Annotated in this window: 13 protein-coding genes; 8 read left to right on the top strand and 5 right to left on the bottom strand. The window is 68.1% G+C overall.

Features of this window, described 5'->3' with window-relative positions; translation table 11 throughout:
• The first annotated feature begins 284 nt into the window (after nt 1-284).
• The 3 genes from ACFRAH_RS13835 (at nt 285) to ACFRAH_RS13825 (ending at nt 3,812) form a co-directional block, all read left to right on the top strand.
• Nucleotides 285-587 (top strand): hypothetical protein, encoded by a 303-nt coding sequence (locus ACFRAH_RS13835; protein ID WP_377991459.1) that lies wholly within the window; start codon nt 285-287, stop codon nt 585-587.
• 64 nt (nt 588-651) lie between these two features.
• Nucleotides 652-2,679 carry an acyl-CoA dehydrogenase family protein gene (locus ACFRAH_RS13830; protein ID WP_377991458.1) on the top strand — a complete coding sequence of 676 codons (2,028 nt, stop codon included), beginning with the start codon at nt 652-654 and terminating at the stop codon, nt 2,677-2,679.
• Nucleotides 2,680-2,870: 191 nt separating this feature from the next.
• Nucleotides 2,871-3,812 carry a YrzE family protein gene (locus tag ACFRAH_RS13825; protein WP_377991457.1) on the top strand — a complete coding sequence of 314 codons (942 nt, stop codon included), beginning with the start codon at nt 2,871-2,873 and terminating at the stop codon, nt 3,810-3,812.
• A 60-nt stretch (nt 3,813-3,872) separates the two neighbouring features.
• On the opposite strand, the gene ACFRAH_RS13820 is transcribed toward ACFRAH_RS13825, so the two are convergent.
• Nucleotides 3,873-4,277, bottom strand: coding sequence for a YchJ family protein (locus ACFRAH_RS13820; RefSeq protein WP_377991456.1), 405 nt, complete (start codon nt 4,275-4,277; stop codon nt 3,873-3,875).
• A gap of 201 nt (nt 4,278-4,478) precedes the next feature.
• Between ACFRAH_RS13820 and ACFRAH_RS13815 the strand changes: the two genes are divergently transcribed.
• The 4 genes from ACFRAH_RS13815 (at nt 4,479) to ACFRAH_RS13800 (ending at nt 8,403) form a co-directional block, all read left to right on the top strand.
• Nucleotides 4,479-5,258, top strand: coding sequence for a hypothetical protein (locus tag ACFRAH_RS13815; protein ID WP_377991455.1), 780 nt, complete (start codon nt 4,479-4,481; stop codon nt 5,256-5,258).
• Between the two features lie 39 nt (nt 5,259-5,297).
• A complete protein-coding gene (locus ACFRAH_RS13810; RefSeq protein WP_377991454.1) occupies nt 5,298-6,302 on the top strand; it encodes an aldo/keto reductase family protein in 1,005 nt (334 codons plus the stop codon).
• 8 nt (nt 6,303-6,310) lie between these two features.
• The gene (locus ACFRAH_RS13805) at nt 6,311-7,162 is read left to right on the top strand and encodes an SDR family oxidoreductase (RefSeq protein ID WP_377991453.1); all 852 of its coding nucleotides are present in this window, start codon (nt 6,311-6,313) and stop codon (nt 7,160-7,162) included.
• A gap of 113 nt (nt 7,163-7,275) precedes the next feature.
• Nucleotides 7,276-8,403, top strand: a complete 1,128-nt coding sequence (locus ACFRAH_RS13800) for a sulfite oxidase (protein ID WP_377991452.1) — start codon at nt 7,276-7,278, stop codon at nt 8,401-8,403.
• 6 nt (nt 8,404-8,409) lie between these two features.
• On the opposite strand, the gene ACFRAH_RS13795 is transcribed toward ACFRAH_RS13800, so the two are convergent.
• The 4 genes from ACFRAH_RS13795 to ACFRAH_RS13780 form a co-directional block, all read right to left on the bottom strand.
• Nucleotides 8,410-8,901 carry a ribose-5-phosphate isomerase gene (locus tag ACFRAH_RS13795; RefSeq protein WP_377991451.1) on the bottom strand — a complete coding sequence of 164 codons (492 nt, stop codon included), beginning with the start codon at nt 8,899-8,901 and terminating at the stop codon, nt 8,410-8,412.
• Nucleotides 8,898-10,649 carry a dihydroxyacetone kinase family protein gene (locus ACFRAH_RS13790; protein WP_377991450.1) on the bottom strand — a complete coding sequence of 584 codons (1,752 nt, stop codon included), beginning with the start codon at nt 10,647-10,649 and terminating at the stop codon, nt 8,898-8,900. The genes ACFRAH_RS13795 and ACFRAH_RS13790 overlap by 4 nt, the downstream gene beginning before the upstream one ends.
• A 69-nt stretch (nt 10,650-10,718) precedes the next feature.
• Nucleotides 10,719-11,492, bottom strand: a complete 774-nt coding sequence (locus ACFRAH_RS13785; protein WP_377991449.1) for an SDR family NAD(P)-dependent oxidoreductase — start codon at nt 11,490-11,492, stop codon at nt 10,719-10,721.
• Nucleotides 11,493-11,526: 34 nt separating this feature from the next.
• Entirely contained in the window at nt 11,527-12,351 is an 825-nt protein-coding gene (locus ACFRAH_RS13780) for a sugar phosphate isomerase/epimerase family protein (protein WP_377991448.1), read from the bottom strand.
• A 189-nt stretch (nt 12,352-12,540) separates the two neighbouring features.
• Here ACFRAH_RS13780 and ACFRAH_RS13775 point away from each other — a divergent pair, with 189 nt between their 5' ends.
• Nucleotides 12,541-13,878: an MFS transporter gene (locus ACFRAH_RS13775; RefSeq protein WP_377991447.1), complete on the top strand. Its 1,338-nt coding sequence runs from the start codon at nt 12,541-12,543 to the stop codon at nt 13,876-13,878.
• Nucleotides 13,879-13,911 lie beyond the last annotated feature (33 nt).

Here is a 13,911-nt window from a genome sequence, read left to right as displayed (position 1 = left end):
GGGCAGCGGAAACCCGAAAACTGCCAACTACAAGGTTAACGCAGAGCCGCGGGCGGGCCCGCGCCGGGGTTGCCTGCGGCCCGGCCAACGGCCCGGTTGCTTGCCAGGCAACGTTACGGGTGTGACAGATGAGGTTTTCGCAATCACTCCGTGACCTACGCCGGAGTATTGTCTCGATCCCGTATCAACGCGGCCACAGCACGGCTGGGAGGCTGGAGGAAGCTCCGCACCTGGCCCTAGTCTCGAGCTACTGATCCATCCGCAGCAACGGCGCAGGGGGAAGCATGCAGTTCGACTTGAGTGCAGTGGAGACAGCCACCTTGGTGTTCATTGGAACGCTGATGTTTGCCTTGGTGCTTGTCTTGTTCGTGGCGGCGGCGGCATTTGCCGCGCTCGTCCTGGTGGGCGTGGGAAGGCTGGCCTGGCTGGTCATTGCCGCCGCGCTGCTCAGGACCGTCCACGGGATCAACCGCGCCTGGGACAGCCTGGTGCACCACGCCTCTGCAGTCGAGTTTCCGGCGGATTTTCAGGGGCAGCCATCCCCTAGCACCGGAACCTACCCGCGGGTAGCATTGAGGGACAGCTGAAGGGTTCTCCACCCGCGGCGGACCCAGGGCTCTGAGCCGGTGATCCGGTTAGAGGAGATGCCCCGTGAGCTCCGCCACTGACAGCACGGTTGCGGACGGCACTGGCGCCGTTCCGCCCGTGGACAGTCCCGCGTCCGAAACTCCCGTCACCCCCGAGAAGATCGGCGCGGGTGCGTCCGCAGAGGACGCCCGCGCCATTACCGAGGCAGCACGCGAAAAAGAGTGGGCCAGGCCCAGCTTCGCCAAGGGCCTGTACCTCGGCAGCTTTGACCTGGGCCTCATCCATCCCTGGCCCGCCGCCAAACCCGATGACGTGGAACGCGGCGAGGCCTTCATGGCACGGCTGACAGAGTACTGCCACACCATGTCCGGGCGGACGATCGAACGCGACGCGAAGATTCCCGACGAATACCTGCGCGGCCTGGCCGGACTGGGCGTGTTCGGCATGAAAATTCCGCAGGAGTACGGCGGCCTGGGCCTGTCCCTGGTGTACTACGGCCGGGCGCTGGCATTGCTGGGATCCGTGCATCCCAGCCTCGGTGCCCTACTTTCGGCCCACCAGTCCATCGGCGTCCCGGAACCGGTCAAGGTGTTCGGCACTCCCGAGCAGAAGCGCAAGTACCTGCCGCGCTGCGCGGAGGGGGCGGTCACCGCCTTCCTGCTGACCGAGCCCGACGTCGGCAGCGACCCCGCGCGGATGGGCAGCACCGCAGTTCCCAGCGCCGACGGCGGGTCGTACGTTCTGGACGGCGTCAAACTCTGGACCACCAATGGCGTGATCGCCGAGCTCGTGGTGGTGATGGCCGTGGTGCCGCAGCACACCGACTCCGACGGCGCCGCCCACAAGGGCGGCATCACAGCCTTCGTGGTGGAAATGGACTCCCCCGGAATCACCGTGGAGAACCGCAACACCTTCATGGGCCTGCGGGGCATCGAGAACGGGGTGACCCGCTTCCACCAGGTCCGGGTGCCGGCCGCCAACAGGCTGGGACGTGAAGGCCAGGGCCTGAAGATTGCGCTCACCACCCTGAACACCGGCAGGCTCTCGCTGCCCGCGCTGTGCGTGGCGACAGGCCGCTGGAGCCTCAAGATCGCCCGCGAATGGTCCAACGCCCGCACCCAGTGGGGCCGCCCGGTGGGCAAGCACGAAGCGGTAGGCAAGAAGATCGCCTTCATCGCCGCCACGGCGTTCGCCCTCGACGCCGTGTTCGAGCTGTCCGCGGAGATGGCCGACGCCGGGCAGAAGGACGTCCGCATCGAGGCCGCCCTGGCCAAGCTGTGGTCCACCGAGATCAGCTACCGGATCGCCGACGAACTTGTGCAGATCCGGGGCGGCCGCGGCTTCGAGACGGCCGAATCCCTCGAGGCGCGCGGTGAGCGGGCCGTCCCCGCCGAACAGCAGCTGCGCGACCTGAGGATCAACCGCATCTTCGAGGGCTCGTCGGAAATCATGCGGTTGCTGATAGCCCGCGAGGCCGTGGACGCTCACCTCGCCGCGGCCGGGGACCTCGCCTCAGCCGAGGCGAGCCTTTCGGACAAGGCGCGGGCCGCCGTCGGGGCGTCGGGCTTCTACGCCAAATGGCTGCCCAAACTGGTGGCCGGCGCCGGCATGGATCCGAGGTCGTACGGTGAGTTCGGGCGGCTGGCCAGGCACCTGCGCTTCGTGGAACGTGCTTCGCGCCGGCTCGCCCGGCAGACCTTCTACGGGATGGGCCGCTGGCAGGCCCGCCTGGAGCACAAGCAGGCGTTCCTGGGCCGGATCGTCGATATCGGAGCCGAATTGTTCGCGATGGCGGCCTCCTGCTCGCGCGCGGAAATGCTGCTCCGGACCGCGCCAGAACGGGGGGCCACAGCCTTCGAACTGGCCGACGCCTTCTGCGAGCAGGCACGCGTCCGGGTGGACGAATACTTCGACCAACTGTGGCGGAACACCGACGACGGCGACCGCGACCTCGCGCGCAAGGTTCTGGCCGGCGACTACCGGTGGCTGGAGGCCGGCGTGCTGGACCAGTCCGAAGGGACCGGCCCGTGGATCGCCGACGCCTCCGCGCGGAAGTCGACCCGGGAGAACCTGCACCGGGCCTACCGCTGACCGGGCACGGTCCCCAACCGCCCACTCCGCCTCTGACAAGGGAAGACGCGCCACACCAGGATACTAAGCATCCTTGCTAATACCCATTGAACGGAGTTAGCTAGAAACTGAGGCCAGTGCCTTGGCCTCAGCATTGCGTTGCCCGGCTTAGGCCCCTGAGTCCGGGTCCGTTCAATGAAAGCGAGTCGCTGATGAGCAGCCCTACCGGCTCCGGGGACAGACGCCCCCGGCGCACTTCCCCTCAATCAGGCACCTCCGACCCCAGCGGGCCCGATCTCAACAGGTCCGATCTCAACAGGCCTGATGCCGACAGGCCCCAACACAGCACGGCAGACGCCCCCACGGAAGCCACTCCGGTCTACGATGCCACCCAGTCCCGGCGTTCGCCCGCCGGCCCCGGCGGCACCGGCACCGGCGCCACGACGGACACGCACACCCGCGCCCTCAACACCACGGACGCGGAAACCCCGTACGCCGAACGTGACTACACACCGGACAACGAACCGTACGCCAACGCGGACACCGCGCGCGCCGACGACCCCGCCTTTGCCACCCGGGAAATGGCTGCGGCCCGCGAAAGAGAAGCGTTTGGCGGCATCAAAATTGGTTCGGCGTTCTTTGGCTGGCTGGCCGCCACAGGCATGGCCGTGTTGCTGACCGCCCTGGTCGCCGCGGCCGGTACCGCCGTGGGACTTGCCACGAACACCGACGTGAACGCCGCCGTGGGCCGGGCCACCTCGAACCAGACAGTGGGGATCGTGGGCATCATCGTCCTGCTGGTCATCCTCTTTGCCTCCTATTACAGCGGCGGCTACGTCGCCGGCAGGATGGCCAGGTTCAATGGCGCGAAGCAGGGTTTCATGGTGTGGATCTGGGCCCTGATTGCCGCTGTGCTGGTGGCTGTGCTTGGCATGATCGCCGGCGAGCAGTTCAATATCCTGGCGCAGCTGAACAGCTTCCCGCGGATTCCGGTCAACGAAGGCCAGGTGACCACCACCGGCATCATCGCCGCCGTCGTGGTCGCCTTGGTGGCACTGGTGGGTGCCGTCCTGGGGGGCATGGCCGGGATGCACTTCCACCGCAAGGTGGACCGTGCCGGGTTCACGCCTACCGCCGATTACGAGGAGCACTGAGCCGCGAGAACAACCGAACCGCAAGCAGCACTGACCCGTTGCCGGCGGCCGCAGGTTCGGCTACCGGTGAAGTGCGACGGCGTCCACGTAGTACCAGCGCCGGTCCACTCTCAGGAAGCGGCTCGTTTCGTGGTGGACGCCGCGCTCGCCGTCGTGCCTGAAGTGCGCCTTGAACTCCACGACGCCCTCGCTGTCCAGCGGCCCGCCCCGATCGAGGGAAACGATATCCAGCCGCCGCCACTGCAGGCCCGGATCGAATTCCAGCTCCGCGGGCCGGGTGCTGGGGTGCCATGTTTTCAGGAGATAGCCGGCATCCAGCAGGACGAAGGCGCAGTAGCGGGAACGCATCAGCTGCTCGGCCGTGGCCGCCTCTGCCGAACCGCTGTGGAACCGGCCGCAGCAGTCCGCGTACCGGTCGCCGGACAGGCACGGGCAGTTTCCGGAAAAGGGTTCTGGCTCGGTCATGGCATCCCTCGGGAACGTGGCGGTGGCTTGCTGGATCAGCCTATCCGCGCCTGCGGAGGGCCGCGTCTATAACAGCTTCGAAACAACAGTTGCCGGCGCTTGTCATGCAGGCATGTCGGCAGTAAATAGTCCGTATGGTGGTTAGGGGCTGTTTTCCGGCGCAATCATTGTGGGTTGGGCGCCGATGGCAAGGAGGGTGAAGTGGAAGATCCGACAACGATTGCGCTGAACCTGACCTTTTTCGGCACGCTGGGCGTCGCCTTCCTCATGTTCATCGGCCTCTGCATCAGCGTCATGCTCACCCTGGTGATTGCCGGGCTGGGACGCCTTGCTGCACTGATCGTGATGGCGCTGTTTGGTCACCTTCCCAAGAACGAGACCGTCGAGATTGTGCGGCTCGCCGCAGACGGCAGCCCGCTGCCCGCCGACGCAGAAACGGTGCCGGCAAAGGCCAAAAAGGCCGCCAAGGCCCCACGCCCGGTCCGCGAGCCCCGAACACCGATCGACTGGAAGAAACTGCGGACCCGCGCCGGCCTGCAGGAGGCGCTCCGCCGCGCCGTCGTCCACCATCCTCTGGTGACCGCCGCCCGGCCGGTGCCGCCCGTCCTCGCGAAAGACTGGGCCGACGCCGTCGCAGCCGCGGACGCCCGCGCGGTGGCGCGTGCGCGGGCCGCCGCGCCGGAAGTCAAGGTGACTGTGCGGGACCTGCCGCCGCCTGATGTCGCCGCCGCCAGCGTGACCGAGGTGGCACCGCTGGTGGAATCGGCCCTGCGCCACGACGCCGCGCCGGCCGAAACCGCCGACAGGAGTGCCGGCAAGGGCACCGCCAGCAAGGGGGAAACGGTGCGGTCCGCCCTGGCACTGTCCGCCCAGCCGCCACGGCCTGCCCGGAAACCGGCCGTTGCCGGACATGTCACCGTCCTGGATACCGGTTCCATGACGTCGCTCGCGCAGCACCCGGACGCCCGCACCCGCGCCTGACCCTTACCCTGAGCAACCATCTCGGCTAGCGTGAAGCCCATGGAATTCAGATACCTCGGAAACAGCGGCTTCAAGATTTCAGAAATCACGTTCGGCAACTGGCTGACGCACGGCTCCCAGGTGGAGAACGACGTCGCCACCCAGTGCGTGCGGGCGGCACTGGACGCCGGCATCAGCACCTTCGACACCGCAGACGTGTACGCCAACACCGCGGCAGAAACCGTTCTGGGCGAAGCGCTCAAGGGCGAACGCCGGCAGTCGGTGGAGATCTTCACCAAGGTGTTCGGTCCCACCGGCCCCAAGGGCAAGAACGACCTCGGCCTGTCGCGCAAGCACATCATGGAATCCATCGACGGGTCGCTCAGCCGGCTGCAGACGGACTACGTGGACCTGTACCAGGCCCACCGCTACGACTTTGAAACGCCGCTCGAGGAAACCATGCAGGCGTTCGCGGACATCGTCCGGCAGGGGAAGGCCCTGTACATCGGGGTCAGCGAGTGGACCGCCGGCCAGCTCCGCAACGGCCATGCCCTGGCCAGGGAACTGGGCTTCCAGCTGATCTCCAACCAGCCGCAGTACTCCATGCTGTGGCGGGTCATCGAGGAGGAGGTGGTTCCGGCGTCGGAGGAACTCGGCGTTTCCCAGATCGTCTGGTCCCCCATGGCGCAGGGTGTGCTGAGCGGCAAGTACCTGCCCGGCCAGCCCCTGCCGGAGGGCAGCCGGGCCACCGACGACAAGGGCGGCGCCAAGATGATCCAGCGCTGGATGCGCGACGACGTCCTTGCCGCCGTGCAGGAGCTCCGGCCGGTGGCCGAGGAAGCCGGCCTGACCATGCCGCAGCTGGCGGTGGCCTGGGTGCTGCAGAACCCGAACGTCGCTTCGGCGATCGTGGGTGCCTCCCGGCCGGAACAGGTGGCCGACAGCGCCGCGGCCGCCGGCGTCCGCCTTGAAGCGGACGTCCTGAAGAAGATCGATGCCGCCGTCGGTTCCCTCGCCGAGCGCGACCCGGCCCAGACCAAATCCCCCGCAACCCGCGAGGCCTAGGAGCGTTCATGACTGATCTTCCAGACCTTGCCATCACCGGCTCCACCGGGGTCCTGGGCGGGATGGTGGCCCGCCAGCTGGCCGACGCCGGGTTCGCCCAGCGCCTGCTGGTGCGCGATCCCCGGCGGGCACCGGTTCTGTTGGACGCCCCGGCGGCACCGGTCAGCTACGGGGACCCGGTGCTCTCGCGCCCCGCGCTGGAAGGGGTCAAGGTCCTGTTCATGGTGTCCGCGGCGGAGGCGGAGGACCGGCTGCAGCAGCATTACGCCTTCGTGGACGCCGCCGCGGCGGCCGGCGTGCAGCACATTGTGTACACGTCCTTCTTCGGCGCGGCGCCAAACTGCACCTTCACGCTGGGCCGCGACCACTATGCCACCGAGGAGCGCATCAGGGCGTCCGGCATGGGATTCACGTTCCTGCGGGACAACTTCTACCTCGACTTCCTGCCCATGCTGGCCGGGGAGGACGGCGTCATCCGCGGGCCGGCGGGCGACGGCATAATGGCCGCCGTCGCCCGGGAGGACATTGCCCGGTCCGCGGTGGCCGTGCTGCGTGACCCTGCCGTCCACGCGGGGGCAACGTACGACCTGACCGGTCCGGAGGACATCTCCCTCGCGCACGCCGCCGAGGTGCTCACCCGGTCCACGGGCAGGACCATCACGTACCATCACGAAACCGTGGAGGAGGCTTTCGCCTCCCGCGCCCCCTACGGCGCACCGGCCTGGCAGGTCGAGGCCTGGGTCAGCACCTACACGGCGATTGCCGCCGGCGAACTCGCCGGGGCGACGTCGGACGTGCACGGCCTCACGGGGCAGGACCCGATGACGCTCGAGGAGCTGGTGAAGCTGCCGCAGCTGTAGCGGGCTGTTGACGGCCAAATGGGCACGGCGTAAACATGTGAGGAGGAGCACGCCAACCAGCAGCTGCGCTGCAGCACCACACACCCCGCAGCACCGAGCAGAATCGCAAGGCCATGTCCAAGCTGATCTACCGACGCCGACCATCCGCCCGCCCGGCACCGCACTCCGGTGTAACAGCTCTCCATTCCGGTGCACCCACGCACGGCCCCCTGACCAGGGAGGAGCTGCAGCTCGCTGTCCGGAACCACTCGATGCCCCTCGAGGCCCTGCGTGAGGACGTGACTCCGCCCGGGCTGCATTATGTGCTGACCCACTTCGACATTCCGCAGGTCAGCGGCGCGTGGCACCTGCGGATCGGCGGGGCCGTGGAGCGGGCGATGGAACTGAGCCTCACGGCCCTGAAGCGGGATCCTGCCATCAGCGTCCAGGTGACCCTGGAATGCGCCGGCAACGGGCGTTCGCTGCTCAGGCCACGGCCGCTCAGCCAGCCCTGGACACTGGAGGGCGTGGGAACGGCCGTCTGGACCGGTGTCCCGCTGGCGTACCTGCTCGCCCAGGCGGGGGTGGAGCCCGAGGCCGTCGAGGTGGTGTTCACGGGCCTCGACGCCGGAATCCAGGGCGGCGTCCGGCAGCAGTACGCCCGGAGCCTGCCGATTTCGGAAGCGTCCCGGGCCGACGTCGTCCTTGCGTACAGGATGAACGGCAACGAACTGCCGCCGCAGCACGGCTATCCGCTGCGGCTGGTGGTCCCCGGCTGGTACGGCATGGCCAGCGTCAAGTGGCTGCAGTCAATCCAGGTGGTCACCACCCCGTTCACCGGCTTCCAGCAGTCGGTCGCCTACCGCTACCAGCACAACGCGGACGACGCCGGCACTCCGGTTTCGCGGATCAGGGTCCGGTCCCTGATGGTTCCGCCGGGCATTCCTGACTTCTTCACCCGCCGCAGGTACCTGCCGCGCGGCCCCGTCATGCTGCAGGGCCGGGCCTGGTCCGGTGAGGGCGCCGTGACGAAGGTTGAGGTCGGCATTGACGGCAAGTGGGTTCCGGCGCAGCTGGACAAGCCTGCCGGCGCCTTCGCGTGGCGCGGCTGGAGCCTGCCCTGGGTGGCAGACCCCGGCCACCACGAGCTGGCCTGCCGGGCCACCGACGCCACCGGCGCCGTGCAGCCGCTGGAGCAGCACTGGAATTACCAGGGCATGGGCAACAACACGGTGCAGCGGGTGCGGGTCATCGTCGAATAGGCGCGCTCAGCACCCTTCGTAATCGCTGAGCACGTTCAGCTTTCCGGCCGACGCCGACTCCGGGTCAAAGGTGTAGCCCACCCATTCCCGCGCGAGCCTGCGCGCCAGTTCCAGGCCCACAACCCGCTGGCCCATGGTGAGGACCTGGCAGTTGTTGGAGAGTACGGACCGCTCCACCGAGAATGAGTCGTGGGCGGTGGCCGCCCGCACGCCCGCCACCTTGTTGGCGGCGATGGCCACGCCGATCCCGGTCCCGCAGAACAGGATGGCCCGGTCCGCCTGCCCGTCCCGGATCATCTCGCCGGCAGTGATGCCGACGTGCGGGTATGGCTTGCTGAACTCGTCCGGCTCGTCGCTCCGGTTGACGCCGATGTCGATCACCTCGGATATCCGGGCATCGGCGCGCAGATCCTCCAGGACGCGATTCTTGTAGTCAACGCCGGCTTCGTCGGCACCCACGATGATCCGCAGTGCGGGTGTGCCTGCTGCGGCGCTCATACGGCGGCCTCCGCGGCAACAGAAGAAGCGGCTTCCCGGGCCAGGTGTCCGCCCAGGACGGTGAAGATCATGGCCAGCGACGTGGCACCCGGATCGGCGGTGCCCAGGCTCTTCTCCGCCAGCGGACGGGCGCGGCCCTTGAGCGGGCGCAGCGCGGCGGTGGCGGCAGCGGCGGAGGTCGCGGCCGCGGCCGCATCCTGCCAGGCCGCCTCGGCCCCGGCGCCTTCCTCCGTCAGGCGGGCCAGGGTTTCGGCGAACGGCAGGAGCGCGTCCACCATGGTCTTGTCCCCCAGCTCGGCCTTGCCCAGTCCGGTGATGCGGCCGGCGAACGCCGTGACGGCTGCCGAAAGCTCTGCGGCTCCAGGAACCTGGCTGTTGCCAAGGGACTCGCCCAGGGCCCGCAGGCCCGCACCCCAGAGGACTCCTGAGGTTCCGCCCGCGCGGTCCGCCCAGGCGTCGCCGGCGGCAGCCAGGACGTCCCCCGCGCCGGCGCCCTGGCCGAAAGCGTCAGAAGCGGCTGCGACAGCTGCATCCACGCCCCTGACCATGCCCCGGCCGTGGTCGCCGTCGCCGGCAACCGCATCCATGTCGCCCAGCCGCGGCTCTTCCGCATGCAGGAGATCGCGTGCCGCCACCAGCCCCGAGACGCAGGCAGCTGCGTACCCGCGGGAGGAAGCGGTGGCGGTGAAAGCAACAGCGGTGCTGCCGTCGTCGTCCGCCTCGGCGGCAGTCAGACTGCCGGACTGGGCCGCAGTGGTTCCGCGCCGGTACGCCGGGGTTTCCGCCGGCGCCGCCCAGAGCGGCTCCAGCTCATCGTCAAGCCACGTGACCGTGAGGGAGACTCCAGCCATGTCCAGGCTGGTGACCAGCTCGCCCACCTCCGGCAGCACCAGCGTGTAGCCGGCCTCGCGGAGCAGCGGCGCGACGGTTCCCCACAGCACGAACAGCTCCTCGTGCTTGGTGGAGCCCAATCCGTTGAGGGTCACGGCGATGCGCTGCCCAGCCCCGTCCGGGGTTTCGGCCAGCACGCGCGTCACCAGTTCCCGGCCCAGGTCCGCGGCCGGCGGAAGGTCCGTGTCGAAGAGGCCGGGTTCGCCGTGGATTCCCAGGCCAAGCCCCATCTGTCCGTCGGCCAGCGAGAAGAGCGGCGCGTCGGCGCCGGGGAAGGTGCAGCCGGCAAAGGCGCTGCCGATCGTGCGGGTCAGGTCGTTGGCCGTGCGGCCGATGCGGACCACGTCGGCCAGGTCTGCCCCGGCTTCGGCGGCCGCCCCCATGACCTTGAAGACCGTGAAGTCGCCGGCGATCCCGCGTCGCTTGGACGCTTCCGAGGGCGGGGCGCTGGCGACGTCGTCCGTCACCAGGACGTTCTCGACGGCGATGCCCTCGGCGGCCAGCCGTTCGCTGGCCATGCCGAAGTTCATCACGTCGCCGGCGTAGTTGCCGTAGGTGAACACCACGCCGGCGCCGCTGTCCGCGGCCTTGGCCACGGCGTAGGCCTGCTGCGCGGACGGCGAGGTGAAGATGTTGCCCACCACGGCGCCGTCGGCAAAACCTGGGCCGATGAGTCCGGCGAAGGCCGGGTAGTGGCCGGAACCGCCGCCGGCGAGGACCGCGACCTTGGGTGCCGCGGGGCGGTGCCGGCGCACGGCACCGCCGGGAACCTGGCGGACCAGGCCGGAGTGGAGATCGCAGAAGCCGGCGAGGGCTTCCTCAGCGAAGTCCGCTGGATTGTTGAAGATTCTGGTCATGGCTGGCTCTCTGTGGGGTGGCGGGGCGGGCGTGCTTCTCGACGGGGTCTGTGGCAGTTCCGGGGGTGCTTAGTGCATGTGGCTTCCGCCGTTGATGTCGATGGTGGTGCCGGTCAGGTAGGCGGATTCCTCGGAGGACAGGAAGGTGATGACGGCGGCTACTTCTTCGGTGGTGGCGTTGCGGCCCAGCGGGATGCCGGCGTTGATGGCTGCTTCCAGCTCTGGAGTGCTGCCCACACGGATGTTGGTGTCCACGGCGCCCGGAGTGATGGCGTTGATCGTGACGCCGGTGTCGCCGAGCTCCCGGGCGAGGGCCTTGGTGAAGCCGAGAATGGCGGCCTTGGCGGCGGAGTAGGGGACCTTGCCGAAGACGCCGCCGCCGCGCTGGGCGGAAACGGAGGACATGTTGACGATGCGGCCCCAACCGTTCCCGATCATGTCCGGCAGGAAGGCCTTGGTCACCAGGTAGGTGCCGGTGGCATTGACGTCCATGACTTTGTGCCACAGCTCAAGGGTGGTTTCCAGGAACGGGATGGGCGAGGTGATGCCGGCAATGTTGGCCAGGGCGCCGACGGCGGGCAGGGAGCCGCTCTGGACCTCGGCGGCGACCGCCTTGTAGGCAGCGTTGACGGAGGCCTCGTTGGCGACGTCGATCTGGTAACCGAAAGCGGGGACGTTGAATTCGTTGCCGATTTCGGCGGCGACCTTGGCGGACTTCTCGCCGTCGAGGTCCAGGATCACCACGGCCCAGCCCTGGCTGGCGTAGCGGCGGGCGGTGGTCATGCCGATGCCGCGGTCTGAGGTGGCTCCGGTGAGGACTGCGGTGCGCTGAATGGCGGACATGATGCTCCTAAGTGGGTTTTGTGTGGTGGGTGGATCAGATGAGGTCAGTAATGAAGCTGGCTGCCTTGGCGGTGGCCGCTGGGCGTTCGTCGTGGGTGACGTCACGGGTTTCGAGTTCCAGGCTGAAGTGCCCGCCGTAGCCCTGGGCCGCGAGGGCCCGCAGCCCGGCGGCGAAATCCGCCTGGCCGTTGCCGATGCTGAGGTTGATGTTCCCCGGCACCGCATCGCGCAGGTGCACATGGGCTATCCGGCCCTCGTGGCGTGCCAGGTACTCCAGCGGGTCCTCGCCGGCGGCGACAATGTGGCTGAAGTCCATGACAATTCCGACGCCGGTGCCCGCCAGCCGCTGTGCCAGCAGTTCCGCGCGTTCCAGGTTCCAGCAGAACCGTAGGAAGTGCAGCGACTCGGTCCAGAGTTCGACGCCGAACTCCGCAGCGCGCTCCCCCGCCCGGATCAGCTGCGCCGCGACGGTGTCCAGGTCCTCCTCGAGGCTGCGGACCGGCTCGTGGCTCAGCGCGCCGCAGGGAAGGACCAGCGCCTTGGCCCCCGTTTTCGCGGTGAGGGTGAGCAGGGCATCAAGGTGCCTGTCCCGCTCAGCCTGCCGGCCGCCGTCGAGCACTGCATTGAGGTCCCCGATGTCCCCGTTGACGGAGCGGACGCGCAGTCCCGATTCCGCCACGTCGCTGGCCACTGCTGACACGGCGTCCGCGTCAAGCTCATACGGAACGTGGTCGCAGACGCCGGGGAGGGCGCCGAGGTCGATCTCATTGAAACCCAGTCCGGCCATGGTTCGCAGGGCTGTCGGCAGATCCTGGTGGCGGAAGCTGATGGATGAGCACCCGAGTCGGGAATGGAACATCGTTGTTGGTCCTCTGGTCGTGCCCGGCGGGCTGTAGTGATGGCCACCACATTAGACGAGTCGACTGTTAACAGTCAACTCCTGACGGTGACTGTTGACAGTCGGCATGACGTCGGTCACACTGGGTCTATCTTGTTAACAGTCGACAGCGCTGGACCCGTTTCAGCCGCTCTTCGGAAGGGAACCACTATGAGCAACGAAGCTCTGACTATGCGGGGGCCGGTCCACGGCACCAAGGACGCCAGGCGGGTCGCCATCGGCTCGGGTGTCGGCGCCGTGATCGAGACATACGACTTCATTGGCTTCGGCACTGCGGCCGCCCTGTACTTCGGAAATGCGTTCTTCCCCACCGGCGACCCGGTGACCGGAACGCTGGCCGCCTTCGCCACACTCGGCGTTGGCTTCGCCGCCCGGCCGCTGGGCGGCATCATCGGCGGCCACCTGGGCGACAAGGTGGGACGCAAGCCCGTCCTGGTCACCTCCCTGATCCTCATGGGCATCGCCACCTTCTTCATCGGCCTGCTGCCCACCTACAGCCAGGTCGGCCTGCTCGCCCCGGCGCTGCTGGTGTTTGTCCGCATCGTCCAGGGCCTGGCCTTCGGCGCCGAATGGGGCGGAGCCATCCTGATGAGCTACGAACACGCTCCGTGGAAGTCCAAGGGCAAGTTCACCGGCATCGTCCAGGCCGGCTTCCCGGTGGGCCTGCTGCTGGCCAACCTGGTGTTCCTGGTCAGCGTCAACCTCGGCGGCGAGCTCGCCTGGCGCATCCCGTTCCTGGCCAGCATCGTGCTGGTGGTGGTCGGCCTGATCATCCGCTCCAAGGTTCCCGAGTCCCCGGTCTTCGATGAGGTCAAGGACCACGGCGACATCGTCAAGTCCCCCATCGTGGAGGTCATCAAGACCGACTGGCGCAACATCGTCAAGGGCATTGGCCTGCGCATCGCCGAGACCGCCGGTTACGCCGTATCCATCACGTACATGATTTCCTACATCAACAGCCAGCACCTGGCCGACAAGACCCAGACCCTGGTGGCCCTCTGCATCGCGTCCGCCATCGGCATCTTCGCCACCCAGGCCTGGGGCCGCCTGACCGACCGGATCGGCCGCCGCCCCCTGTACATCTGGTCCACCGCCTTCGCCGCGCTGTTCGCCATTCCGATGTTCCTGCTGGTCAACACGGGCCTGTTCGTCTTCATCATCGCCACGATCGTGATCTCCTACGCCGTCTGCCAGAACTCCCTCGCAGGCGCCCAGGGCGCATGGTTCCCCGAACTCTTCCAGGCCAAGACCCGCGCCTCCGGCGCCTCCCTGGCCTACCAGATCTCCGCCATGGTCTCCGGCTTCACCCCCTTCATCACCACCCTGCTGTTCGTCAGCTTCGGCTGGATGGGCCCGGCCCTGCTGTTCGGCTTCTACGCCCTGATCGGCCTCTGGGCCGCCTTCGCCACCCGGGAGACCTGGGGCAAGCGCGAGCGCGAACTGGCTGACGAAATCACCAAAAGCACCCCCCAGTCCGTGAGCGCCTAGTGACCACCGTCAACGAAACCGCCCCGCAGGACC

Source organism: Arthrobacter sp. NPDC056727, assembly GCF_042790555.1.
Classification (GTDB): Bacteria; Actinomycetota; Actinomycetes; order Actinomycetales; family Micrococcaceae; genus Arthrobacter.
The sequence above is the reverse complement of the archived record's forward strand: the minus strand, read 5'-3'. Positions and strand labels throughout refer to the sequence as shown.

Coding starts and splice junctions, on each gene's coding strand:
- ACFRAH_RS13835 (WP_377991459.1), top strand. CDS start 285: ATGCAGTTCGACTTGAGTGCAGTGGAGACAGCCACCTTGGTGTTCATT.
- ACFRAH_RS13825 (WP_377991457.1), top strand. CDS start 2,871: ATGAGCAGCCCTACCGGCTCCGGGGACAGACGCCCCCGGCGCACTTCC.
- ACFRAH_RS13820 (WP_377991456.1), bottom strand. CDS start 4,277: ATGACCGAGCCAGAACCCTTTTCCGGAAACTGCCCGTGCCTGTCCGGC.
- ACFRAH_RS13810 (WP_377991454.1), top strand. CDS start 5,298: ATGGAATTCAGATACCTCGGAAACAGCGGCTTCAAGATTTCAGAAATC.
- ACFRAH_RS13805 (WP_377991453.1), top strand. CDS start 6,311: ATGACTGATCTTCCAGACCTTGCCATCACCGGCTCCACCGGGGTCCTG.
- ACFRAH_RS13800 (WP_377991452.1), top strand. CDS start 7,276: ATGTCCAAGCTGATCTACCGACGCCGACCATCCGCCCGCCCGGCACCG.
- ACFRAH_RS13795 (WP_377991451.1), bottom strand. CDS start 8,901: ATGAGCGCCGCAGCAGGCACACCCGCACTGCGGATCATCGTGGGTGCC.
- ACFRAH_RS13790 (WP_377991450.1), bottom strand. CDS start 10,649: ATGACCAGAATCTTCAACAATCCAGCGGACTTCGCTGAGGAAGCCCTC.
- ACFRAH_RS13785 (WP_377991449.1), bottom strand. CDS start 11,492: ATGTCCGCCATTCAGCGCACCGCAGTCCTCACCGGAGCCACCTCAGAC.
- ACFRAH_RS13780 (WP_377991448.1), bottom strand. CDS start 12,351: ATGTTCCATTCCCGACTCGGGTGCTCATCCATCAGCTTCCGCCACCAG.
- ACFRAH_RS13775 (WP_377991447.1), top strand. CDS start 12,541: ATGAGCAACGAAGCTCTGACTATGCGGGGGCCGGTCCACGGCACCAAG.